This window comes from Psychrobacter sp. NC44 (assembly GCF_904846655.1).
GTDB lineage: Bacteria > Pseudomonadota > Gammaproteobacteria > Pseudomonadales > Moraxellaceae > Psychrobacter.
This window is the reverse complement of record NZ_CAJHBN010000004.1, coordinates 33314-56235: the sequence shown is the minus strand read 5'-3', so window position 1 is coordinate 56235 and position 22922 is coordinate 33314. Positions and strand designations below refer to the sequence as shown.

The 22922-nt window shown below is 41.6% G+C and carries 21 protein-coding genes; 11 read left to right on the top strand and 10 right to left on the bottom strand.

Annotation, left to right across the window (positions count from 1 at the left end; translation table 11 throughout):
- Positions 1-62 precede the first annotated feature (62 nt).
- From JMX95_RS04245 to JMX95_RS04225, 5 genes are all read left to right on the top strand, one after another.
- Positions 63-2168, top strand: coding sequence for a DUF3987 domain-containing protein (locus tag JMX95_RS04245; RefSeq protein ID WP_201560074.1), 2106 nt, complete (start codon positions 63-65; stop codon positions 2166-2168).
- Positions 2169-2523: 355 nt separating this feature from the next.
- Complete coding sequence (locus JMX95_RS04240; protein ID WP_201560073.1) at positions 2524-3012, top strand: hypothetical protein; 489 nt, start codon at positions 2524-2526, stop codon at positions 3010-3012.
- Between the two features lie 53 nt (positions 3013-3065).
- Positions 3066-3269, top strand: a complete 204-nt coding sequence (locus JMX95_RS04235) for a hypothetical protein (RefSeq protein ID WP_201560072.1) — start codon at positions 3066-3068, stop codon at positions 3267-3269.
- A gap of 3 nt (positions 3270-3272) precedes the next feature.
- Positions 3273-3524, top strand: coding sequence for a hypothetical protein (locus JMX95_RS04230; RefSeq protein WP_201560071.1), 252 nt, complete (start codon positions 3273-3275; stop codon positions 3522-3524).
- Positions 3505-3732 carry a hypothetical protein gene (locus JMX95_RS04225; protein ID WP_201560070.1) on the top strand — a complete coding sequence of 76 codons (228 nt, stop codon included), beginning with the start codon at positions 3505-3507 and terminating at the stop codon, positions 3730-3732. Before JMX95_RS04230 ends, JMX95_RS04225 begins: the two co-directional genes overlap by 20 nt.
- Before the next feature lie 172 nt (positions 3733-3904).
- On the opposite strand, the gene JMX95_RS04220 is transcribed toward JMX95_RS04225, so the two are convergent.
- Both JMX95_RS04220 and queC read right to left on the bottom strand, forming a co-directional pair.
- Positions 3905-4234 (bottom strand): hypothetical protein, encoded by a 330-nt coding sequence (locus JMX95_RS04220; protein WP_201560069.1) that lies wholly within the window; start codon positions 4232-4234, stop codon positions 3905-3907.
- Positions 4235-4470: 236 nt separating this feature from the next.
- Positions 4471-5187, bottom strand: a complete 717-nt coding sequence (queC, locus tag JMX95_RS04215) for a 7-cyano-7-deazaguanine synthase QueC (RefSeq protein ID WP_167541684.1) — start codon at positions 5185-5187, stop codon at positions 4471-4473.
- Between the two features lie 430 nt (positions 5188-5617).
- Between queC and ttcA the strand changes: the two genes are divergently transcribed.
- Entirely contained in the window at positions 5618-6775 is a 1158-nt protein-coding gene (gene ttcA / locus JMX95_RS04210; protein WP_201560068.1) for a tRNA 2-thiocytidine(32) synthetase TtcA, read from the top strand.
- Between the two features lie 152 nt (positions 6776-6927).
- Here the strand turns inward: ttcA and JMX95_RS04205 are convergent, their stop codons facing one another.
- The 6 genes from JMX95_RS04205 to ccoN all read right to left on the bottom strand — a co-directional run bounded on the left by JMX95_RS04205 (position 6928) and on the right by ccoN (position 13188).
- Positions 6928-7509: a FixH family protein gene (locus tag JMX95_RS04205; RefSeq protein ID WP_087813718.1), complete on the bottom strand. Its 582-nt coding sequence runs from the start codon at positions 7507-7509 to the stop codon at positions 6928-6930.
- 345 nt (positions 7510-7854) lie between these two features.
- On the bottom strand, positions 7855-9264 hold the full coding sequence (gene ccoG / locus JMX95_RS04200; RefSeq protein ID WP_201502321.1) for a cytochrome c oxidase accessory protein CcoG: 1410 nt from the start codon (positions 9262-9264) through the stop codon (positions 7855-7857).
- A gap of 479 nt (positions 9265-9743) precedes the next feature.
- Entirely contained in the window at positions 9744-10880 is a 1137-nt protein-coding gene (gene ccoP, locus JMX95_RS04195) for a cytochrome-c oxidase, cbb3-type subunit III (RefSeq protein WP_201560067.1), read from the bottom strand.
- The gene (locus JMX95_RS04190) at positions 10877-11059 is read right to left on the bottom strand and encodes a CcoQ/FixQ family Cbb3-type cytochrome c oxidase assembly chaperone (RefSeq protein ID WP_010199605.1); all 183 of its coding nucleotides are present in this window, start codon (positions 11057-11059) and stop codon (positions 10877-10879) included. Before JMX95_RS04190 ends, ccoP begins: the two co-directional genes overlap by 4 nt.
- Positions 11059-11697: a cytochrome-c oxidase, cbb3-type subunit II gene (gene ccoO, locus JMX95_RS04185; protein ID WP_045445396.1), complete on the bottom strand. Its 639-nt coding sequence runs from the start codon at positions 11695-11697 to the stop codon at positions 11059-11061. The genes JMX95_RS04190 and ccoO overlap by 1 nt, the downstream gene beginning before the upstream one ends.
- 9 nt (positions 11698-11706) lie before the next feature.
- Entirely contained in the window at positions 11707-13188 is a 1482-nt protein-coding gene (ccoN, locus tag JMX95_RS04180) for a cytochrome-c oxidase, cbb3-type subunit I (protein WP_201560066.1), read from the bottom strand.
- Between the two features lie 861 nt (positions 13189-14049).
- Here ccoN and JMX95_RS04175 point away from each other — a divergent pair.
- The gene (locus JMX95_RS04175) at positions 14050-14439 is read left to right on the top strand and encodes an SCP-2 sterol transfer family protein (protein ID WP_201560065.1); all 390 of its coding nucleotides are present in this window, start codon (positions 14050-14052) and stop codon (positions 14437-14439) included.
- Between the two features lie 130 nt (positions 14440-14569).
- Here the strand turns inward: JMX95_RS04175 and JMX95_RS04170 are convergent, their stop codons facing one another.
- Positions 14570-15544 carry a hypothetical protein gene (locus JMX95_RS04170; protein WP_201560064.1) on the bottom strand — a complete coding sequence of 325 codons (975 nt, stop codon included), beginning with the start codon at positions 15542-15544 and terminating at the stop codon, positions 14570-14572.
- A gap of 458 nt (positions 15545-16002) precedes the next feature.
- Between JMX95_RS04170 and JMX95_RS04165 the strand changes: the two genes are divergently transcribed.
- The 3 genes from JMX95_RS04165 (at position 16003) to JMX95_RS04155 (ending at position 18719) form a co-directional block, all read left to right on the top strand.
- Positions 16003-17238, top strand: coding sequence for a lipoprotein-releasing ABC transporter permease subunit (locus tag JMX95_RS04165; protein WP_055123885.1), 1236 nt, complete (start codon positions 16003-16005; stop codon positions 17236-17238).
- Positions 17239-17393: 155 nt separating this feature from the next.
- A complete protein-coding gene (gene lolD / locus JMX95_RS04160) occupies positions 17394-18074 on the top strand; it encodes a lipoprotein-releasing ABC transporter ATP-binding protein LolD (RefSeq protein ID WP_045451357.1) in 681 nt (226 codons plus the stop codon).
- 333 nt (positions 18075-18407) lie between these two features.
- Positions 18408-18719, top strand: coding sequence for a hypothetical protein (locus tag JMX95_RS04155; protein WP_227675959.1), 312 nt, complete (start codon positions 18408-18410; stop codon positions 18717-18719).
- A 183-nt stretch (positions 18720-18902) separates the two neighbouring features.
- Here the strand turns inward: JMX95_RS04155 and JMX95_RS04150 are convergent, their stop codons facing one another.
- Positions 18903-19478, bottom strand: a complete 576-nt coding sequence (locus JMX95_RS04150; protein ID WP_045445416.1) for a DUF2062 domain-containing protein — start codon at positions 19476-19478, stop codon at positions 18903-18905.
- A 323-nt stretch (positions 19479-19801) separates the two neighbouring features.
- On the opposite strand from JMX95_RS04150, the gene JMX95_RS04145 reads away from it, so the two are divergent.
- Positions 19802-22789 carry a ComEC/Rec2 family competence protein gene (locus JMX95_RS04145; protein WP_201560063.1) on the top strand — a complete coding sequence of 996 codons (2988 nt, stop codon included), beginning with the start codon at positions 19802-19804 and terminating at the stop codon, positions 22787-22789.
- The last annotated feature ends 133 nt before the right edge of the window (positions 22790-22922 follow it).

Genomic DNA, 22922 nt, shown 5'->3' with positions numbered 1-22922 from the left:
ATATCATTAGTAGCTTGCCAGCCAACTGATCCTAAAATGCTTGTCATTAAGGAGGGCAACAAATGACTATTGCAGACAAAGCAAAGCCCCAAGCTGATGACAAGGGGCTTAACACTTTACTAGGCAGTACAAAGCAAACTACAGATAAGATTATAGCAAATGATGATGTATTAACCAGTCTTATAGCACTAGGTCAAGGTGATAAAGTAAGACAATTTAGTGATAATTTTTATATATCAGGTGAAGTAGTAGATACCGCTGGCAAGGTGGCTATGATATTAAGCGATAATATGCACCAGCCAGCCAATATAGGCATTTACACGCCTAACAGTGATAAGCCTATAGAGATAACAGACCCAAACCAGCCATGCGCTTTTGTTATTGGCAGTCTTAGCTTAGATAGTGTTTGGTACGCGGTAAGGAATCTTACTGAGGGTATAGAGCTATACAGGCAGCTAACAAGCCAAGGGCTAAACGTTACTATATTAGTTAGTGTTAATCCCTTTCATTTTAATAATATGGTTAGGCATTTTGCTGAGGTTAAGCAAGTTATTGTTATGACCACTATAGAGCGAAAAGATGAATTAATTAAGCCACTGCTAGGGGTAAACGTCAAAGCTATTATTACTACTTTTGACTTACTGCTATCGTTTGATAATGAGCAGACACTTGATGATGTTTTGAATGAGCCTGAAACAATTATCAAGGACTTGTTAGCTGAGGCATGGGGAAAGCTAGGCGATATTGCAGATCAACACAGCAAAGCCACACCCTATCCAGTAGAAGCATGGGGCAAAGAGGGCGAAATATTAAGAGAGGCTTTAACGGCAATTACCTATCACGCGCAAGTACAGCCAGCAATGGCAGGGCAATGCATGCTAGGGGCATTAGCTACCACCATTCAGCAATACATAAACGCCCCTTATGCGTTAGGTGATAAATTTATGCCAGTATCGCTATTTTTACTCACTGAGGGCGACAGTGGCAGCGGTAAAAGTAGAACGGTAGGCTTTACTCATAAAGAGCTATTCAATTATCAAAACGACAAGCGCAAAGAATATAGGTTATTGCTAGATGAATGGTTAGCACAAAAAGCCAGCATGCCTAAGAAAGATTTAGAGCTATGGTTACTAGAAAATCCCAAGCCTAAGCAAACCATACTTTTGGTTAAGTCTGGCACTATTCAAGGCTTTTTAGATAATATGCTGATCGGTAATACCACCGATATAGCATGGTCAACGGCTGAGGCAGCCCTATTTTTAAGCGGTCATAGCTTAACCAGTGACACGGCTAAAAGTAATATTAGCCAGCTATGTGATATATGGAGTGATGGATCGTTTGATAGGCTGCTATCGCCTCGTTATGACACCATAGAGCAAAACAGCATGAATGGGGTTAGATTTACTTTAGACTTGCAAGGACAACCGCCAGTTATCGCCCCAGCGTTAAATGATGAGGCTATGAATGGTCAAGGATTGTTACCGCGCTTTTTGTTCGCCTTTCCTGACAATATGAACGGTCAAATAGTTTATAACACTGATGAACGGCTAGACGCTAAACCAGAGCAAGACCCAAGATTGCAGGCTTACTGGCAACGATGCCAAACGCTGCTAGACCCTATAGCCGATAGTGTAGATAAAGATAGCGAGGGTAATATTATCCGCTTTAATATGCCCTTTAAAGATAGGCAAGCTAGAAAGGCATTAGCCAATTATCAAACCGAAAAAGAAAGCCAGTTATGCAAAGGTGGCAAGTTAGAGAAGTATGCAAGCTATGCTAGACGCTTACATGAGAATACCAGCCGTATCGCCTCAATACTTGCTTACTTTGATGGTAAACGCTTTATATCAGCTGATGATATACATAGAGCCTCATTACTGACTGACTACTCTATAAGCGAGCGTATGAGATACACTGACAAGCCCCAAGCTGGTGATAATGACGCTCAAAAGCTAATCAGCTGGCTAGTGAAATACTGTAATAGGCAATCGGTTAAGGAGCTGGCTTATTCAACAGCTCAAAGCAAGGTTACCCCTAAGCACTTACGGCAAAAGCATAACTTTGAATTGATAGCTGAGGTATTAGAAAGCGAGGGTTATATTAAGATCATAACCAATGGCAGGGCTAGAACCATACAGGTAAGACCTGAATTATTAGAGGCTAAGTAGGGGGAAAACTAGGAAAGTGGGAAAGCAACGGTTAGAACGCTTGTTATACCTACCCTAGCCAGCTTTCCTATATTTTAACCCATTAGGCAAGTGGGGAAAGTGAACGGTTTAAAGACTGCTAACTTTCCTTACTTGCCTTTTTGCTTTCGAAAGGGGAAAACGTTATAGGCTATATAGGTCAAAGCTTTAAGAACTTACTTTCCTACTTTCCCCATTTTCCCCATTGGTGGCATGAGGAGTTATAGCAACGGCTATTTTAGGGTATTGTTAGAAGCGCCCAAGCTGCTAAGTAATGCTAAGGTTAAAAGCAGATGAATGTTATAATATAACAAAATTGCTTAATGATTTAGATAACATGCCAGCACTTGCCACTACTCACAGCTTAAACGACTACTTAAAGTTACCTATCTCACGCTATCGTGAGCAGCTAAGACAAGGTAATGCTCAAAGTATCGAAGTCAGTTATAACCATCGCAGCAAACCCTATCAATACTCTATTCAGCTAACAAAAACATCATGCAACTATGGCGGTCATCGTTACTGGTGGCTATGCCCTAAGTGTTATCAAAGAACATCGACCTTATATTGCGCTGGCTTGTATGTTTGCCGTCATTGTATTGGTGCAAACTATGGCAGTCAGTTACAGCAACCGATTGACCGCGTATTCAGTCGTGCTGATACCATTAGACAGCGTTTAGGGTGGCAATCAGGCATTGCATACGGCAACGGCTCAAAGCCAAAAGGCATGCACTCAAAGACGTTTGATAGGCTAGTGAATGAGCATGACAGACTGACTGCTAAGATATGGCAGCAAACACTCGATAAACTCGGTTGCACCAGTTGAGGCTAAGCAATGAAAATACCTGATTTAAATGACCTGATAGCAGACTTGCAGACTTGCAGACAGCCAAACAGATAGCGATTGATGACCGCAATCCGAACGCTATCGTTACTGCTACAGTCGCACAAGCTAAATTGCTTGGCATGGACAACATGAGGGACGTGACACCGCATAACAATCAGCCAGTCGTTTTCAATATTGCAGGATTATCACCTGATGCAGCACTGGCAATCAGTAAGCGATTAGATGAGGAGTATTGAACCATGAGCAGATTAACGCTTGATGACCTACTTGACCAGTTAGAACAGGCAAGGCAAATCGCCATAGATGACCGCAAACCGTCTGCAATGATACAAGCCACTGCTACTATGGCAAAGCTGACAGGGTATGACAGACCACAGTTAAAAGACGTAAATGCCGATGCGGTGCAGACCATTAGTGACCTGATGAATGAATTGGCAAACGATGACCAGTTGCTAACTCAAAGGATAAGCCATGCAAAAGATGAGTATTGATGACCTGATGACAGAATTAGACGATGCTAGATTGACCGCTAAGGCTAACGGACAAGCATCTGCTATGGTTGCTGCTACCATGTCAAAAGCAAAGCTGCTAGCGCTATTAGACAAGCCAACAATGAAAGACGTTGAGCCAATAGCAAACAGACCTACAGTGATAAGACTGATCGCGCCGACATTAGATAGTAACGGCAAAGCGGTATAAGTAAATATTAAAGACGCTCGCAAACCTGAAAAGATAAGTTAGCAGTAAAAATGGCTACCAAACTGGCTACCAATTTATACCAAGTATTGAAAATTTATATTAAAAACAATCACTTATACATATACAAAAGACTGGCAATAGCCAGTCTTTTGTATATCAAACGAGATGTGTATTACGCTGGTTTTTGTGGCTGTTTTAAATCTAAGCCAACGGTGCATTGCTGCAAATCTTTTTGCATTTTTTTGACGTAAGGCAGTCCAGACGGATCTTTTTTGTCTTGGGCATAGCTCTCAATTTCCCACATCTGACCGATGGTCATGTTGCTACGCACGCCAATAGTGCAATTGCATAGTTTGGTCGCATCGCTTTTGTCAGCGACTTTATATTTGACCGCACCATTAACGCAGGTATTGATGTTATTTTGCTTAATATCGGCAGCGTTTGCTTGTGGCATCACAAAAATGGCAGCTAAAGCTAGGGGTAATAATGGCAACAACTTCATAAATATCCTCTTACGGGTAGCATCAATTTTCTAAATCTTGTACTCAAAGTAAAGCAAAAGTACTCATAGTTCGTTGACTAATGTGGTTACTTATATCTTGTGATAAATGCAATCGCTCATACCATAACAAGTATGTGAGTTAAAACACAACGGCGGCGTGCTGTGTTAATGCAAGCGAATGTTTCGCTAATGTTGATTGCTATCACGCTTTCATGCAAGTGCAATTCTATAATTCATTAAGATTGATAATGGGTTGGGTCAGTGATGCCAGCCTGAGCAAATCCTTGACGGCGTAAGGCACAGCTATCACATACACCGCAAGCAAGACCTTGTGCATCGGCTTGGTAGCAAGATATGGTTTGCCCATAATCGACGCCCAATGACAATCCAAGCTCAATGGTTTTTGCTTTTGACAGTTGCTGTAATGGCGTTTGAATGGATAAGTGATGACCGGTAACGCCCGCTTTGGTGGCAAGGTTAGCCATATGCTCGAAGGCGGCAATATACTCTGGACGACAGTCAGGGTAGCCTGAGTAATCGACTGAGCTGACGCCAATGACAATATGATTGGCATCGGTTACTTCAGCAACGGCTAGCGCATAAGACAAAAATATCGTATTACGTGCAGGCACGTAGGTGTTAGGAATAGCGTCGTTATCGATCTCATCACGCTTTTTATTAGGGAATTTATCCGTATCGCCATCAGGAACAATCATACTGTGATCTGTCAGCGAAGAGCCACCAAGCTGAGCGATATCAATATCAATGATTCTATGATTGACCTCGGCAGTCTCAGCGATGGCTTTTGCCGCGACCAGCTCACTATTGTGGCGTTGACCATAATTAAAACTGACCGCAGTCACCGACGCATAACGTGCCTTGGCCCAATACAAACAAGTCACCGAATCAAGCCCGCCTGACAGTAGCACAACGGCATTTTGGCTTTTATGCAGAGCATTTAAGTCAGTATCGAAGGCTTGATTATTGGAGGTACTTTGCGAAGTAACATTAGTCATAGTGGTATCTATTATTGGTTTGCGAAATGGGTTTGCGAAAAACACCTATTTTAGCAAAAATACGCGCATTACAGAACCACGGAGCCATTATAAATACGATATGAAACCTTAATCAGCTCAAATGAGAAGTTTGTTTATAAAAGTGTGGAGCTATCAGCAGTGCTATGGTCGAATGTTAAGCATGCCCTAAGCTAAGCCATAAAAAAGACTGAATATTTAATCTGATAGTTTAATCTCATCTTTTCAATCTGTTAGCAAATTTTGTTATAATCGCTGCTTTTAGAGCCACTGTGCTATTACTTCCTTGCTAAAGGCTTTATGCTTCCATTTTTTAGCAAAATTTCCTTGTAAAGATATTGAGTAACTTATGACCGCAGCAACCTTGTTTACGCCACAAATTACGCCTGAAATCGATGATATGTCAGCTGATACAGGTTTAGATAATCATGCTTGGGACACTGATGGTGATAGCATGGAATATGAGGATGTTGCTGACGATCATACAAATGAAGACAGTATCGCCGCTGCACCGTCAACGTCTACTGAATCAGCAGAGTTCCGTAAACTACAAAAGAAGCTGCGTAGACAAGTCTCTTGGGCGATTCGTGATTTTAATATGATCGAAGACGGCGATGTGGTGATGGTCTGTGTTTCAGGTGGTAAAGACAGCTATACCTTGCTGGATATTTTACTATTACTCAAGCGTATCGCCCCGATTAACTTTGATATCGTCGCGGTCAATCTCGATCAAAAGCAACCCGGTTACCCTGAGGATATTTTGCCAGCGTATCTAAACGAGCAGGGCATTGCTCACTATATCTTAGAAAAAGACACTTATAGTATCGTTAAGAGCGTGGTGCCAGAAGGCAAAACTTATTGCTCGGCGTGTTCACGTCTCCGCCGCGGCTCGTTATACGGTTTTGCTAAGCAGATTGGCGCAACCAAAATTGCGCTGGGTCATCATCGCGATGATATGTTGGCGACTTTCTTTTTGAATTTATTTCATGGCGGTACTCTTAAATCGATGCCACCGAAATTGCTCAGTGATGACAAGCAAAATCTACTTATTCGCCCATTGGCTTATGTCGAAGAAAAAGACATCATCGAATATGCTCGCTTAAAAGAATTTCCAATTATTCCGTGCAACTTATGTGGCAGCCAAACCAACTTACAAAGAGCCATTATCAACGATATGTTGCGGGAATGGGATAATGCTCATCCGCAGCGTTTGGCCTCTATTTTTAAAGCCATGCAAAACGTCGCACCGTCGCAACTAGCAGACCGTGAATTGTTTGATTTTGAGCAGTTAAGTCTTGATCGTGATGAAAATGAGCGTTTGTTTGAAGGAGATAACATTCAAGCTGGGCAGACCGAGAGCTTGGCTGAAATTGGCTTACCTGTATCGCCAACAACCCAAGCGTTCAATCCGAAGTTTGATCGTAAGCTGCTTTCGACAGAGTCGGATAATTCAGCAGAAAATAAGCATACGAATCAGAAAATTCCAACAATAAATCCTGTTATTTAACGATTCGCTTATTCGATAATATTAAGTGACATTTATAAAAAATAGCATAAACCGTTAGTGTAAAAAACCAGCTCATTATTGATAAATGGCTGGTTTTTTATGTGTTAATAAATTGAATATTAACCATGCTTATAATAGCAAGATTGGTAAAATCAACTTTCTGCAAAAACAGGTAATGGGTCAAAGCTAACTTTTGAACGTGGTAATTTCGCTACATCTTGCATACGCCAGTCATCTTTACCATCACTACTTACTTGTAGATAATATTTTGCTTTTAAAGGATCTATATCTACCTGCGCACTGTATTTATTGCCCTCGACATGTTGAAGTACGACATCGTGATCTTTTTTGATGTCGGTTGCATGCGAGATAGACAGATCTAGTTTTTCAGGATAAGCCAGAGGATTGCCATTCAGCAGTTTACCTGATTGCAGACTCTGTTCAGGATAATTTAGATAGAATACAACATCACCATTATCTGCAAACTGCATTTCGCCGTGCAAATCTAAGTCATAAGTCAATTTGTCACGTGATACATCATGATAAAGCGTCTTACCATCCATATACCAGTCGTCACGTACCACGCTATCCCGAATTTGATAAGAGTAATAAACAAAAAAGATACAGGCCACTACGACAAATGCTGGCATGCCAATAACAAAAATAACCACCATGTAATTCTTATACCATGGCTGAGTATCTTGATGCTTAAAATTTGATGCTGGAGTAGACATAAAATACCTATTAATCAGATATCTGTTTATCAGATATCTATAAACTGTATCAATGGATAAGCTGACAGCGAAACAGCTGCCAGTTTAATGATAAATCGTCCACCTGCTAGCCACTGACTCACAGGTGAAATATAGAATTATATACTAGGGCGTGTCTTCAATCTGAATGAAAGCACCTAAACGGATTAAAAATGGTTAAATTTTGCCAAACTATATCAAACAGTTGGTTAATAGTACGATATTATCTATACTATTTTCCCAGTTTGGCTGCCATTTATTGCATTTCTATTACCACTTTTAAAATGAGGACGCGCCCTAGCTAAGCTATCAATCGCTCATAAAAACCTACTGCCCTTGAGTAGTAAATACGTTTTGTTTACTGACTTTATACTGACCATCTTCACTGGTCACATTTAGGGTCACTGATGTTTGTTCAAAATCGATGACCTTAGGATCGCCATAAATACTCACAGGCATATCAAAGCTTTCACCTGCTTCTAATGGTACATCGTTGAATCGCAGCGCCAAGCTCAAACCTTCTTGTGGAGCAAGGGTTATTGTATAGGTATGCGGCTCTTGTGTTTTATTAGTCAGCTTGACGATATAGCTGTTTTCAATCATGCCTTGATTATTCACTGAAGACAACTGATTACGGTCACGGCGAATATCAATCTCTAACGGTACACGGTCCGTCAATGCATAAATAACGCCACCACATAAAATAGTAATAACGGCTAAATAAGCAAATAGACGTGGACTGATGACGCGGGTATTTTCTTTTTCTGACAACTGTCGTTCTGTCGTATAACGAATGAGTCCACGTGGATACCCGACTTTATCCATAATTTCATTACAAGCGTCAATACAAGCAGCACATTGGATGCAACCAACTTGCAAGCCATCTCGAATATCAATCCCAGTCGGACAAACCTGTACGCACATGGTACATTCGATACAATCCCCTAAATGTTCAGGATGGGTGCCTTTTTTACGTGCCCCGCGAGGTTCGCCACGTTCATAATCATAAGACACAACTAACGTATCTTTATCAAACATAACGCTCTGAAAACGACCATAAGGACAGATCTGTACGCACATCTGCTCACGCATGTAGCCCGCATTGGCATAAGTGGCAAAGGTAAAGATAAACATTGATACCCATACCCATGTTGGCCAATCAGGAATAGGAATAAAACCAATGGTTTGCCAGCTCTGATATAAATAATCTGTTCCAGCGACATAACTGACAAAAGTTGCCGCGGTAATCACTGAAAATACTAACCAAATAAAATATATCAAAGAACGTTTAAAAGCTTTTTTGGCGCTCATCGGTTCTTTGTCAAACTTGATACGCTTGTTGCGATCGCCAATCACCCATTTTTCAACATATTGATAAAGATGTGTCCAGATCGTCTGAGGGCAGGCATAGCCACACCAAACACGCCCCGCATATACAGTCACCATGAATAAAGTGAATGCGGCAATAATCGCAAAGGCGGCAATGAAGTAAAAATCTTGGGTCAGAAAAGTCATGCCAAAAATATAGTAATGCTGCGAGGGAACATCAAGCCATATTGCTTGCCTACCATTATAACGTAACCACGGCAAAAGCAGAAAAGCGGCTAAAAGTGCATACATCGTGACGACACGAATGTTTTGATAAAAACCGGTGACAAACCTAGGGTGAACTCGATGCTTGGTCGCATCAAGGTCAATTTGCTGTACAGGGATTTTATTGGGTTGTGGTGCTGACATAAACGTGCCTCTTTTAAAAAAGAATCAGTTTGCTGGCATGATGAACAAACATCTTTAATCATCAGATGTATGAGTGTGTGATGTTATCAATGTCAGTAAGTAGCGGATAAAATATTGAACAGAAAAATATTTTAACCCATCTACCAAATGATCGATTGCAAATAGCTTAATGAGAATGGATGACTATCTTCTAAATTCGCCACTAATAAGTGGTTTTTATGTATTATCATTTTAGCATTCTCCCTATTATAAATGGGGTAATAATCTTAAAAACCAATCAATATATCAGCATAATGATCGATATATTGGTCATGCTCTATGCAGTATTAAACTCCATTTCATTTGCTACTCAAATTTTGACAATGCGGTAGCAGTCGATAAATTCTCATCAAAGAATTTATAAAAAAAGGAGAACTGCAATAACAGTTCTCCTTTTATCAAATCTTATCCACTGATGCTATGACAACCATCTTTAAATATTAGTTAGCCGTCGTTTCTATAGTGGTTGCTATTTGAGTAGCGGTTGGTGCTTTAGCAGCAGGTTGAGGGGTTTTATCTGATAATGAGTAAACATAAGCTGCAAGTAGCATAATACGCTCATTACCCAGTTTGGTTTCCCACTCAGGCATCACACCAGCACGACCATAACGTAAGGTTTCGCGGATGGTCTCACGATCACCACCATATAACCAAATGTTATCTGTCAAGTTTGGCGCGCCAGTAGAAGTCATACCTTTGGCATCTGCACCATGACAAAGTACACAGTTAGTCGGCTCATTAAAGATTTCCTCACCTTGAGCGACTTGAGCTTTATCAAGCTCGTAACCAGGTTGGTTGCCAGATATTGATAGCACGTATTCAGATACCGCACGTACCCCATCTTCACCGATTTGATCACGCCATGCAGCCATACCACCAACTCGACCTTTATGTAGCGTGGTCAAAATGTTTGACGCTTCTCCGCCATATAACCAGTCATTGTCAGTTAGATTTGGATAGCCTATCGCACCTTTGGCGTTAGAGCCATGACAGACCGCACAGTTCTGTAAGAACAAACGACTACCAACTTTTAAAGCATTCCGGTTTTCTGAAAGCTTTTCTACATAAGGGGATAGTTCTGCAGTTTTCTTGTCAATTTGATCTTGCAGATCTGCTGGTGGTGTTTCACTGCGGCGCATCGTTGCCTGTAACTCAGCAAGTGCCGCTAAGGTCTGTGTCGCACCACTAGCATCCGCTTTTGCTAAAATATTTTTCTCAAAGTTATCCGTAAATACTTTGTTATTACTCTCAAGTTCGCTATATAGCTCGTTCTTAGAGGTCCACGGTACCGTTTCGCCATCGACTTCTACAGTGGCAATACCTTCCCATTTTGATGGGAAAATACCTGGGAAAAATACCCAATAGGCAACACCCCAAGCGATAGAGCCAAAAAATATTACGAGCCACCATTTAGGTAATGGCTTGTCGTACTCTTTGATACCATCATAAGCGTGGCCTGTCGTACCGTCATCTTCTAGTTCTGGCTTGTACTTCAATACCATTAGTAAGACACCGAGGATAGCAGCCCAACACATGATACTTAGTATGGTAATCCAAGAACTCCAAAAAAATGTCATCGTTTATCCTTATTGCGCTGCTCTTCAGACAGAGATTTTATATCCTCGTCATCAAGCGCAAGTTGTGCATCTTCTTCGAAGCGTTTTTTGTTTTTTGGCGAATACGCCCACCATGCAACACCTACGAAGGCAACAAAGGCAGAAACGGTCGCAATTGTTTGTAATTCACCAATACCCATTAGCGCTGTCCTTCCATCGCGGTGCCCAGTTGCTGTAGATAAGCAACCAAAGCATCAAGTTCAGTGGCACCAAGTACAGCATCTGGTGCTCCTTCGATATCTTCTTCAGTGTAAGGTACACCAAAGCGATCACGGAATAGACGCATTTTAGTTTGAACGTTTTCACCATTCACTTCGTTGGTAGCAAGCCACGGGAAACCAGGCATTACTGATTCAGGTACTAGTGAACGTGGCGCAATTAAATGCTGCTTTTGCCAGTCTTCAGAATAACGACCGCCAACACGTGCCAGATCAGGTCCAGTACGTTTTGAACCCCATAAGAACGGGTGATCCCACGTAGATTCAGCAGCACGTGAGTAGGGCCCATAACGTTCAACTTCAGCACGTAGTGGACGAATCATCTGAGTATGACAAACGTGACAACCTTCACGAATATAGATGTCACGACCCTCAAATTCTAGTGCAGTCCATGGCTCCATAGAGGGCAGGGGAGCATTCACCCCACCTTCTTCAGGACCCTTGTTGTCATATATCAATGGTACGATTTCAACTAGCGTTGCAAAGCTAATAGCAATAACGATACCGATAACCAACAAGCCTGTATTTTTTTCAATAATTTCATGCGGTGTACCAGACATGATCGCTCCTTATACGTTAGCTGCTGAGGGTTTATCAACACTAGGTTCATGATCAGTAGGATCTGCGATATCGACAGGCTTACCTTCTGGCATTTTAAGTGTTTTATAAACGTTATATGCCATCACAAACATACCCGATACATACAAGAAGCCACCAAAAGCACGACCAATATATGGGAAATGTGAGAACTCAACTGTATCAACGAAGCTATATACCAATGTACCGTCTGGATTAGTAGCTAGCCACATCATGCCTTGGCCAATACCTGAAATCCACATAGATACGATATAGAAAATAGTACCCGCTGTCGCCAACCAAAAATGCGTGGTGATTAAGCTGATAGAATACATCTTAGGTTTGTTATAAATACGTGGTAACAGTACATATAGCGAACCAATGGTAATCATACCTACCCAACCAAGTGCACCTGAGTGTACGTGACCGACTGTCCAATCCGTGTTATGCGATAACGCATTCACTGTCTTAATCGACATCATTGGACCTTCAAAGGTCGACATCGCATAGAACGACAATGCCACAATCATAAAGCGAATGATCGGATCGGTACGTAACTTATCCCAGCTGCCCGATAGTGTTAGCACGCCGTTAATCATACCACCCCAAGATGGCGCAAATAGAATGATTGAGAATACCATTGCTAGAGACTGCGTCCAATCTGGAAGCGCTGAATAATGCAAATGGTGACCACCAGCCCACATATATGACGCAATCAATGCCCAAAAGTGAACGATAGACAAACGGTAAGAATAAATAGGACGACCAATCTGTACTGGAACGAAGTAATACATCATTCCTAAGAAAGCTGCCGTTAGATAAAAACCTACCGCGTTATGTCCGTACCACCACTGCACCATCGCATCGGTCGCACCGCCAAATAACGAGTAAGACTTAAATGCGCTAACAGGAATCGCCATGCTGTTTACGATATGCAGTAATGCAATCGTAATAATAAAGGCTGCAAAGAACCAGTTAGCCACATAAATATGTGAGGTTTTACGTTTGATGAGCGTACCGAAGAAAACAATGGCATAAGAGATCCATACCAAGGCAATCAAAATATCGATTGGCCACTCAAGCTCAGCGTATTCCTTTGTCGATGTTAAACCTAAAGGTAGGGTAATAACCGCTGATACGATAACGGCTTGCCAACCCCAAAAGGTAAACCAAGCTAAATAAGGAGCAAATAACCTTGTTTTACAGGTACGCTGAACAATATAGTAAGACGTTGCGAACAGGGCAGAGCCACCGAACGCAAAAATGACCGCATTGGTATGTAGCGGTCTTAAACGACTAAATGTCAGCCATGGAATGTCAAAGTTAAGTGATGGCCATGCTAACTGTGAAGCAATGAACACACCAATACTCATGCCGACGATGCCCCATACCACGGCCATTATCGTAAAGAATCTTACGATAGTAATTTCGTACTCACGGTCAACTGGGGCGACTGCTGTGTTTTGTAAACTCATTGGATGATTCCTTTACAGCCCGAATTATCAACAGAATTAACTAACTCTCCGCGCTATCTGCATCATAAAAGTAATAGTCAGATAAAAATAGAATCGCGGCACATGCTGTTTTTTGTCTCGCTTATCACCATAATATTATTAACTATCAATCTAAGCTTTCACTTTGTATCAGCTGGTATTGAGGCATAAAGGCGTTTTAAACGCACGACACTCACAGCTGGTCGATAGTAGGATTGTTAATAAATCATTAAGGTGAATAAGAAGATGCGCCGTTTTTGAGCATCAAACATCTAAAGAGGTGAAGTATTTATCTTAATTATTACCAAAAATTCTGTACTAATGAAGATAGATACCAATATCCATAGGGCCATAAAAATGTACTGACCATAGACGTATGCTAGCGGCGGCTGACAAAAAAACATGTTTGCGTAATGTTTAGTTAAAACTCCCGACTCTGTTTAAGGGTATTGTAACGCAATCCTAATCAAATATCATCAGAACTATGCGGCAAAATACAAACTCTTTGGTAAAAATCTTAGCAAGCAACTTATTATAGCTATGCAATTTGTCTATTTTATACCCAATTTTATCACGATTCTAGAAATACATTTTGGTGATAGATGGACAGTAATTACTGCGCTTAGATATCATGACCAGCAGCATTTTTGTAACAATGGCCGCATGAGCACTCTAAATAAGTTTTACTTATCAGCAAGTCGACCCTTATAATGAGGCTAAATATAAGTGATGATAGCAGTTTTCATACTGCTATTATGAGCAACTATTTTATCACTTGATATCCAGTCAGGCGAGTGAGCCAAACAACGGTAGCCTGAAATAACATCAATTAAGGACAATAATATGGCAGTTTTTTTGACAGATGAGTGGTTTGAGCAAGTTGAGCAAATGGGTAATGAGGCAGGCGAGCTAAATTTGCCGCCAGCACTGGCGAATATGATCGTCAATCTAAAAGTATCTGACACTGAGCAAGACATCGAAGCGAACTTTGCAAACGGTTTATTGCATCGCGGCTTGAACGATGCCGCGACAACTACCTTGTTGCTTGACCGCAGTATCTTGCAATCAATTATCACTGATTTCGATACCAATGAAATTATGGGTGCCTTTATGGGTGGTAAAATTCGCGTTGAAGGCGATATGTCACAACTGATGGCAGTACAAATGGCACGCCCAAGTGCTGAACAAAAAGAGCTATATACTCGTATCAAATCAATGACGACCATGGCTTAATTTCATATTTTCAGGGTTTTATCCCGACGATTGTAAGAAGACAAAAAGCCCCTAATGCTTATTAGGGGCTTTTTATTTGATGATACATTTAATGGTCATTATTAAAAGTAGCTGATGACTCGTAAAGTAGTTAACTGGCTTTTGATTGCTGCGCCGCACTTTGCTGGTTTTCTTTATAGATGGCAGCTTGTAGCCAGACGTTCGCTTGTACGTAGTCATGCACTTTAATAGAAGCCGTCTCTGGCGTGTTGAGCGCACCGATACGAATCACGAAAGGATCGGCATCTTGTTCGCGTAGTATCACGACATCAAACAGAATAATGGATTTATCATTAAATGTTGTTTCTTGCTTGCCGAGCACCTGACCTTGGCACCATGCTTCATCTTCTTGTCCCAAAGTATCACCGAATAGATAGGCACACATGTGACCTAAGTTGATCTCAACTGGTGCCATTTGTGCTTTGGTCTCTGGTTTCCATTCTTTGATTTGCTCTTGCAGATCATCGGGTATTTTTCCATCATTGGCGGCAACGATGTCGTTAAATGCACGATGGTAGCGGATCGCTTCTTGATCTTCAACCATGATGACTTCGTTTTGCTCACTTAGCTTAATCTCATGTGCCCAAGCGCTAAAGTTCACAAAGTAAGACGTGTCTTGCTGATATAAATGGCGATTGGTGGTGTAGAGCTGGTCAAAGGCGTAAATAATACTGCCATCAGCGGTACGCAAGCGTAATACAGCATCGTGTGAATTGTCATTGGCAATGATGCGCTCAATCTTACAATTGAGTCCATACGGGCTATCGACACAAGGATAAGCATTGATAAAGCATTTAGGCTTGCCATTTTTCATGGCCAATACTTGATTGATATGACAAGGCTGGTTTTCAGACAGCAATAGGCAGCTGTCTTGAGCGCTGACATTGCTATTGAGACCTTTAGGCATGGCCGCCTTTTCGATCATTTTTTGTAGCCATTCTGGCACGTCATGACTCATGTCATCGGTCAGAATACGCCAATGATCGGCGTGACCTGCAGATTGTTCATCAGTCATGGTGATCTTGGTGGGAGATTGGACGTTTTTGTATTGATAATTAATGGTCATGAAGATACTCAAAATTAGTCAGCGTGAGGTTTGGACCTGAAACGGCTATTGCTGGCTATCATAAGGCTTTATTTAACACGATAGATTTATGATAGTTGGCAACGTTGTCATCAGTAAAGGGTCAACAAACAACAATGAAATGAATGGTTAATGACAATTGTCCTTAGCATACAATATATAGGTATTGACGCAAGTAATAGCAAGCCCCTCATAAAAAATAGTAACAAAAGCCAGTTTTTTATTAAAAAATACGCCCAGTTTTTGCTAATGACTGGCACATATCAGCCAAATTGTGTCAAACTAGCTCCCTTTTGACGGCTGTCTTTGGCTCGTCTGAAACCCTGTTTTTGTGTTCGATTTATATGTGACTATGGCAAGTGCAGGTGTGAGATGCATTTGCTGTTGCTCGTTGTATAGTATATATAAAGTCGCACGTAGATAAGATAAAGAGTTTGAATATGTTTCGTCCTTTAGCGTTGTTTATCGGCTTACGATACACCCGAGCAGAGCGTAGTAATGGTTTTATCTCCTTTATCTCGCTTATCTCGATGATTGGTTTGACTCTTGGGGTTGCCGTATTGATCACGGTGCTATCAGTCATGAATGGTTTTGATCGGGAGTTAAAAACCCGTATTTTGGGTATGGTCCCGCAAGCAACGGTCGTTTCCACCGAGATTATCAGTGATTGGAAGCAATTGGCTGATAAAATTAAAGAAGATCCTGAAGTGGCAGCTGTAGCGCCCTTTATTCAACTGCAAGGGATGTTGACGTCAAACGGTCAGGTTGCAGGGATTATGGTCACTGGTGTCGATCCTGAATACGAAAAAGATGTCTCTATTATCAATGAACATATGGTTCAAGGCAGCATTGATACTTTACAAAGTGGTGAGTTCAATATTGTGCTGGGTGAAGAGATGGTACAGTCTCTAGGGCTGCAACTGGGTGATAAAGTGACGCTAGTGCTGCCAGAGGCATCGCCTTCACCAGCTGGCGTGATACCACGATTCAAGCGCTTTACCTTGACAGGTATTTTTACCATCAGCCCAGAAGTGGATAGCCTCATGGCATTTATCCCGATGGGTGATGCGGCAAAACTGTTGCGTCTGCCAGATGGCGCGCAGGGTGTGCGTATGAAGCTCAATGACATCTTTACCGCTCCGATGGCAGCAGAAAAAGCCGCCGCTATTGCCCCTCAGCAATTGTATCCTAATGATTGGACACAAACACATGGCAACCTATTTGGCGCGATTCAAATGGAAAAAGCCATGGTCGGCTTGCTGCTATTTTTAATTATCCTAGTGGCTGCTTTTAATATTGTCTCCAGTCTAGTGATGCTCGTTACCGACAAAAAAGCGGACATTGCGATTCTAAAAACTTTTGGTGCATCTCCTCGTTTGATTACCCAAGTGTTTATGGTGCAAGGTGTGGTCATCGGTGTGATTGGTACGATTGCTGGTACGATACTGGGCGTGATATTTGCGCTTACAGTGAGTGATATTTTAGGATTTATTAATCAAGTCTTTAATTTGAACTTGTTTGATGCGTATTTTGTTAATTATTTGCCATCAGAGTTGCGTGTACTAGATGTAGTATTGATTACAGGTGCGTCTTTCGTACTGAGCTTTTTGGCAACTATTTATCCAGCACGCCGAGCGGCTAAGATTCAGCCAGCACAGACGTTACGTTATGAATAAATGATTTTATATGCCGCTTAAGTTTTTATATACAGTTTAAGTTATTACCAATGCTTGTTAGGTAAAATTAATTTTAGTGCAAGTTTAGGCTGATAAATTGTATGTAGCGCTGAATAAAGCATCAATACCAGTATAAATAGAATAAAGGAAAAGCCATGTCTGCCATTTTAGAGGCGAAAAATATCAACAAGATATATGATGAAGGGGCGGTTAGTACGCAAGTACTGACTGGCTTGGATTTGACCGTCCATGCTGGCGAGCGCATCGCCATCGTTGGCACCAGTGGTTCAGGCAAGAGCACTTTGCTACACTTACTTGGTGGTCTTGATACGCCAACCAGCGGTGAGGTCTGGCTACATGGTCAATTGTTAAATAGCATGAATGAAACTGAGCGCGGTGCCATGCGTAACAAGCATCTGGGATTTATTTATCAGTTTCATCACTTATTAGCCGAATTTACTGCCATTGAAAACGTTGCGATGCCGTTATTGATGCGACCAGAGGTCTCAACGACTTCAGCAAGAGAGCAAGCAATTGCGATACTAGAAAGTGTCGGACTTGAGCATCGTTTGGCGCATAGACCTGGTGAGCTATCGGGGGGCGAGCGCCAGCGTGTGGCTATTGCCCGTGCTTTGGTTACGAAGCCGTCGCTTATTTTGGCAGACGAGCCAACTGGTAATTTGGACTATGACAATGCGCAAAGCGTGTTTGGATTATTATCAGAGCTGCAAAATACCATGCAAACCGCACTATTAATGGTGACACATGATCGCAATCTAGCGGCGCTGGCGGATCGTCAGTTATTGCTACGTAATGGTCATTGGGAGCAGTATTAACTGTTTTTTAACGCTGCATTTTTTAACGTTTTATTTTTAATAGCGTAAATGGTTATGGTTGCTAAGTAGTAGGGTGTGTCCTGATTTAAGTCAATTGATATCTACATGGGCTAAAATTTGTCAAACGTCGTTGAACTGAACTGCTGATTAATATCACTATGATCTGTGTTATTTCTCTTGTTTAACGGCAATTTGTCTTGCTTTTATCATCATTATTAAATGAGGATATACCCTAGAACGACAAGATTTATGTTCAACAGACCCTAAGTTTTAATAAAAATAAACGCAAAATGGGGCTGCAAAATGCCACCAATTTATTAAAGAAGGACTATTATGATGGATAGAGATGACGACCCAATCGCTGCTTTTGGCAGTGCCGAAGAAGGCAATGAACCTTTAAAACCCTATATGGATGTGACGTTATTCGAGACAATTGATAAACAAGCACAAATAGATCTATTAACCCCCGTTTTTGATGCCATTACTTTGGCTGGCGTTGATTACGATCTAAAAGCTCAAGACAGTGCAACGGGCAAACGCTATACATTACTTAAAGATGAAAAAGTGGTTGAAGTTTTCGAGATGGACACTAGCCTTACGGACAACATCCTTGCTGCCATAGAAAAGAATAAAGAAGCAGAGTGACTGGTATCAACAAAGAAAATGGCTTTTGTTTTTAGGTCATAGCCAGCTTAAGGTGATATCGAGACATAGCATAGAAAAATCGATAATAGATGGTGATCTAGATTGCTATCGTTAGCGAATGGTTGAAAGTAAAGGGTGGTTCGCTACGTTATGGTTACCATGACTTGATAACAGCAACATATATTAGATTTTAGGCGGTTTATCAGAAGGTTCTTGCTGACGTTTTTGCCAGCTCACGACGGTTTTGTAGCGCCAAACTGCCTTAAATGCTAGCCCACAAACGATGCTGGTCACAATCGCTAATATCGTCAAGCCTATGCAAAAAGCAGCAATTGATACCGTGCCGCGATAGGTAATGAATGGATTTGCACCATCTGACAGTGCCCATAAGCTAAAATCAGCAATCATCCTGCCGATAAGCCGCAGACTAATCATCGGTACGTCAAGGATTTTGGCACCGATATAATAGCCTGCATAAAAGATGGGCAAGCTCGTAAGTGGATTGGTAATCCAAGTCAAGCCGAGCGCCATGGGAACATTGGCACGAAAAATTAATGAGCCAACTAGAGCCAGCAGCATCTGCCCTGGCAATGGGAAAAATGCACTAAGCACCCCAATATAGACCGCTTTATTTAAGCTATGTCGATTAAAGTGCCATAATCGTGGATCAGCCAGATGCGGTGCGAACAGTTTTAAGGTGCGGCTTTCTAAGATTTTCTCTGGCGTAGGAAGCAGGTCTTTCAGACGTTTTTGGGGCACAGGATCGCCTTTTGTAATCGTTAGCTACAGTCCGCTCAATCGCATTGATGGTCTGCTATAAAGTAATATTATTCATAAAGTGTACAGCTGAGGATATAGAGGATAATGATGTCAGATTATCATCATCGCAATATGTCAGTCAGTATAGGGTAATAGTTATATAAATGCTATTGCATGACGTATCAGTTGTTGTTTCTGGCTTTAGTATCAATCTGTGTTTTGGTGTTTCGGTACATTTTCGTCATATTAAGTGGCTATTTATCATAACAAATGGCTTTATTTAGGCAAAAACTAATATTCACCTCATCAAGCAAGGAGCGCTGGTGTACTGGTTGATTGGTAGCTTGATTATTATCGCCATGATGGGCGTTTTGGCAGTCGCAGATAGTATGGCGATACCCACTAGCTCATCGTTAATGGATATATTAAATACTCCCATCTTATCTTTATCGCTCATTATTTTTGCTATTATCCTGATGGTTATTGCCCAGTTTAATGTACCTTCTGCAAAACCCAGCCATTTATCGCAACATACTACTGGTCTCTCTTCACGTAATCCTTCATATAATACTTCACATAAATCTAAACCCTTCTTTCGTATCTTGAATCATGTTTTAGTTGCTGTATTGGCAATTGGATTAATCATTGGCAGTGCGCTGCAAGCCCTGATTAGCCATCAACAAGCAGAATTAACAGAAATCACTGAGCCAATGCGTGTGCAAGCATTAGTCACTATCGAAGGGATAAGTGACAGCGTTTATGACGTCGCCACGGACAGTGGCTATCGACAAGTTGCTGTCATTAGTGATATATCACCCTTGGTGTCGGCGTTGGCGGTTGAAGATTTAGATGCTATGACCAGTAACTTTCTAATAGATAAAAATAATAGCCTAAGCAATAATAACCTATATAAAAATAACTCAAATAACAATAACGACAAAGATGGCACGTACCGTGTATTGCTCAACGCTTATCCAAAAAATTCATCAAAACAATCGTCCAAGAAAAATTTGGACAATAATCCGTTTGACCGCTTAAATTATTTACAACCTGGCGATCAGCTGTTTATAAGTTTAGCGCTTGCACCACTGGCGACCTCTGAGCAAGCGTTGAGCAATCCATCTGGTTTTGACAGTTATCGCTGGCTGCGAGGTCGTCATATTGATGGAGTCGCTAATATATTGACCGTTGGCACATCAAATGTCACCAATACTGAGGTATTAGAGCCAGCGTTTGCCTCTTCTTCATATCTGCAGCGTTTTCAGACTTATATCAACCAAGGGCGTTGGCAATTACGCCAGCATTTTTATCAAGATTGGTCAACACAGACCACAGCAGCGCAACAGGCAAAAGCGGTCACTTTAAGTTTGCTCATAGGTGATCGCAGTTTAATCAATCGCGATACCAAGGATTTGTATCAGCTGGCTGGTATTTCACATTTGCTGGCTATCTCTGGCACTCATGTATTGTTTTTAGCGATTATACTGGCGGGTGCGGCGGTGTTGCTCTTTGATCGGCTATGGCCAAAGGTTTATCGTTATGTACCGCGTTGGCAAGTGCGCTGGTGGGTGATGATCGCTGCTGCTTTTATTTATGCGCTATTTACTGGTTTTGATGTACCCGCTGCTCGTACCGCATGGATGTTATTCGCGATAGGTTTGGTACGTTTAACATTATTGCCGGTTAGTACGATGCGGGTGTTGTTTGCATTGGCAGTGTTAATGGCATGGCTTGATCCCTACGTATTATGGCAGGCAGGGTACTGGCTATCTTTTATCGCAGTGGCATTACTCCTTAAATATGATGATGTATCATATACGCAATCAGCTGTCGTATCAAAAACGGCATCTGCTCATAATGCCAGTGTAGTAAATACTACATTCAAGCGTGTTTGGATAATAGGCAAACGTGTATTCAAATTACAATTTTGGCTATTTATTACTTTACTGCCTATTACATTGCTATTATTTGGCAAGGCGTCGCTGTGGGGTCTTGTCATCAATCTGTTTGCTATCGGTTTATTTGGTTGGGTGATTGTACCGCTTAATCTGTTGGCAGGGCTTTGCTATCTTTTATCACCTGCTATTGCTGATAGTATTTGGCTGCTCGTTAGCGCCATTGTCGCGAAATTGCATGAACTGATAACGTGGTTAACTTCATTATCTGCATTGTCAGAAGCGTGGCTTTATACCCCCGTGAATGTCGCCATATTGCTGATGGTACTATTAAGTATGTTGCCATGGCTACTACCACGAGGATTTATCAGTCGTTGGCTGGCACTGCCGCCGCTAACCTTATTAATGATGACAGTATATGCCAATCAGCAATCACTCACGACGATACCGACCTTGTATATCTTACCAACGGGTGACCCCTATATAAGCGCTGCTTTGTTGCAGTATCCTGTTACCAATAATAAGCAGTCATCCACAACAAATACGCATAAGACAAACATCAGCTGGCTATTTTTATCTGACCACAGACCCAATGCCGCACGAATGATGCCCAGTAATCTAATGGCGAATAAGCTGTCGATGACATTGGCGCAGCAGCTGGGTAGCTTGTCAGTTGATACACTAGAGGGTATGGTTGTGCAGAGTAGTAGTGCTGGATTGACGGATACGCTTGCTACTGATAAGACGTATTTAGCTTCTAATGCTAATGCTTCTGAGCTGTTACCTTTGACGGTTTTTCAGTTTAATCAGCGTTTACCTATTAGTCAGTATTGGCAAGCAGGACGCTCTGATCGTTGGTCTGCATTTCAGCAAGCCTATAAAGTCACTAGCCAATCCAAGGACATGACGAATATCAGTGTGCAACGCTGTGAACAAGGCAAAACGTGGCAGTTGGGCAATGGTGACTTGTCCATACAAGCATTGACAGGGTGGAGCAAAATAGACAGTCCGAGTGTTTGGGATTGTACGGTGGCTATAGATGCCAGCTTGCCCATAAGGGTGTTAAAGTATAATGCGGCTGATCCACTCAAATCAACACCTGCCACTGCGCAAACACTCACATCAAGTAGCCAGCCACCGACTCATCAAGCCAATATGCCTCAGGCACGTCTGATATTAAATGCAGATACTCATCAGCGTATTTGGCAAATGTGGACATTGTTATGTCCAGTTGAACCACCTGAGCAACCACGCCCTTTTCGTAATGTGACATGGCTAGGACATAGCACATCACAGATAACTACCGATGTGATAAATCGTCAAACAATCACTGAAATGATCACTTATGATGACAAAATGCTAGAAGCAACGTTGTCTCTCAATGCGGCAGTAGATACTACCAATATGACGCCATAAAAATATCGCTTATCTAATCAATGTTACAATATAGTGATATTTCACAGTTATACTATTGAACCATGATTGAAATACCACCATACTTAGCAGCCTATGAATATAGATGACTGTGACCGTATTTGGAGTGAGAAGC